General features: G+C 60.8%; 1 protein-coding gene and 2 pseudogenes. 2 read left to right on the top strand and 1 reads right to left on the bottom strand.

Going from position 1 to position 2,159, the window contains the following annotated elements:
* Positions 1-256 (top strand): annotated as a pseudogene (locus AC1DSZ_RS24280) (hypothetical protein); the annotation flags it as partial.
* A gap of 205 nt (positions 257-461) precedes the next feature.
* Here the strand turns inward: AC1DSZ_RS24280 and AC1DSZ_RS24275 are convergent.
* Positions 462-799 (bottom strand): annotated as a pseudogene (locus AC1DSZ_RS24275) (YnfA family protein).
* Positions 800-1,441: 642 nt separating this feature from the next.
* Here AC1DSZ_RS24275 and AC1DSZ_RS24270 point away from each other — a divergent pair.
* Positions 1,442-2,159: TadE/TadG family type IV pilus assembly protein (locus AC1DSZ_RS24270; RefSeq protein ID WP_476840862.1), on the top strand; the 718-nt coding region annotated here is incomplete at its 3' end.

Genomic DNA, 2,159 nt, shown 5'->3' with positions numbered 1-2,159 from the left:
CCGACGGATTCGAACCATCGAGAGCAATGCCGCAGCGGAGATTGCTGCTCTCACCGAGGAGTTAACGCGCACCCGAGATAAAGTTCGCCAACTTGAACAGCAGGTCGCGGAAGCCGAGGTCCGCATCAAGGCGGCAGATAACCGGGTAGCTGAAGCCGAGTGTCGCCTCCAGAGCGCAAACGACTGGGTGCACAAACTTCATGACGCCATCACCAAGGCGTTCTCGGCCTATGAGGGCACGGCAGCCACCCGGTGAGTGTCTGCTGTCCCTCGCTGAGCTTCGAGTAGCGGACCTCTGAGGGCAACTCGTATCCACGCAAACGGCGCTGCTGTTTACGGTCAGCCCCGAGCAAGAATGAGGCCGGGCCAAATCGGCCGAATAGCTGGCTGCATGCTTGGCGGTTGCAGCGGTCGTTCTGCCTGGGCAATTAAATCTCTCCTGGCGTTAACTTGGCTTTACCTTAGCGGGACGTGGCGTCCGCTCGATGACGCGGGCCGAACAAGATCGGCCAGCTTCCTGCGAGGCAAATTGCTCCTCCAGCGAGGTCCCATCTATCTGGACGATGATCCTCAACGCCCTAGACCAAAAGGATTGCCGCGACGATGTAGATCCCGCCACAGGCCGCGAACGCACGTCCTGCAGCTCCACTCTCCACCAGCCTCAGCAGGTAGGCGAAGAGCGCCAGCGACATCATCCCGGGCAGCAGCCAGTAAGGGGAGCGATCGAGGCGCAGCCACAGAAGGCGAAGCAGCCGGCGGTTTCAGCGAGCGCCGCTCCAGCGTAGGCAAGAAAGGTCATAGTCTCGTTTGGCACAGGATTGGCAGTCTAACCACGCCGGCCGCAATTCGCCGCGCCTCGTCCCAGGCGATATCCCCTGCTCTTGGGTCGTTATAGTAGACGCAGCCCAAGGCGGACCCCGGCGAGTTCACCCGGAACATGCCGTCGCTGTCCTGCACGGTCCAAGGGCCAGCTGGTATATCGCCCAGCTCGGCTACCTCCCCCTTCAGAGTTGCCGGCAGCTTGGCGATCTCCTCAGCGACCCGCTCGGCCGTCGCGGAGTCCAACTGGCCCATGACGGAGCTGCAGCCCTTAACGTCGGCATAGCAGTAGATCAGCCGGCAGTCTGTCGCGTCGGAAACGAGGAAGCCACCAGGGATGCGGGCAGCGCGCCAGGGTCTTTGCAATTGTCTAGTTCAGCCATTCGCTTTTCTGAGCGTCATCCATGGACCTCCAAACATGGTCATCCACATGGAAGCCATGTGAGAGCGGTTTTTCTCGAAAAGCTTGGAAGACGGCTTAGCAGGCGATCTGCGTCATAGCGCTCTAAATCTGTGTGTGTTCATCAACCGGTAGACTGACTGTTCACCCCAGCGACGTTTTGCGAGTACCGGCGCGAGCTGTTTTAGCGTTCTACCGAAGTTTTCAGGCGATGCTCGCCTGATGCGCTTCATCACTACGCTCCTGCGATCTTTGAGCTGCACGTCCGGATCGGTCGCCGTGCTGTTCAGCGTGGCCGCCCCCCTCACCCTTGGCTTGGGTGTTGCCGCGGTCGACTACGGCAGTGTCTATAGAACCCGTACGGCCCTACAAAATGCGGCCGACAGTTCCAGCCTAGCGGCTGCAAGCGAGTTGCGGCTGGCCAACGCTGACTCCCGGCGGCTTGCGAGCTTGGCCGCGACATACGTTGCCGCTGCGATGAACGGACAGGCTGGACCTGTTCCCGCTGAGACGTCAGCGCCTGCCGGACAACCGCGTGGGCTGCAGTCGGAGGTGCGGACGGTTGAGACCTCATCCGGGCCAATTACGGTGACGGCAGCCGTGGATTTCGACAAGCGCACGCTCAGCACTACTCTCACGCGACGCGTCTCGACCTACGTGCTGCGGTATTTTGAGGCCGCGCCGACCACGGTCACCGTCCAGTCGGTTGCTCGCCTGATGGGCGCATCGCCGTTGTGCGTTTTGGCACTAGAAGCCAAAGAGAACAAAGCGATTGCGATGCTGAAGGGCTCGAAAATCACGGCCAAAGATTGCGCAGTGCAATCAAATTCAGCGTCGGCTGACGGCCTGTTTGCGGACGATGCAACGTCGCAGGTCCGCGCGTCGAAGAACTGCGCAACCACAACTCCGAACAGGGGCGCCGCGAGCCAGGTTTTTGTTC

It is taken from the genome of Alsobacter sp. P4_H11, from assembly GCF_056400925.1.
This window is presented reverse-complemented; position numbering and strand designations above follow the sequence as displayed.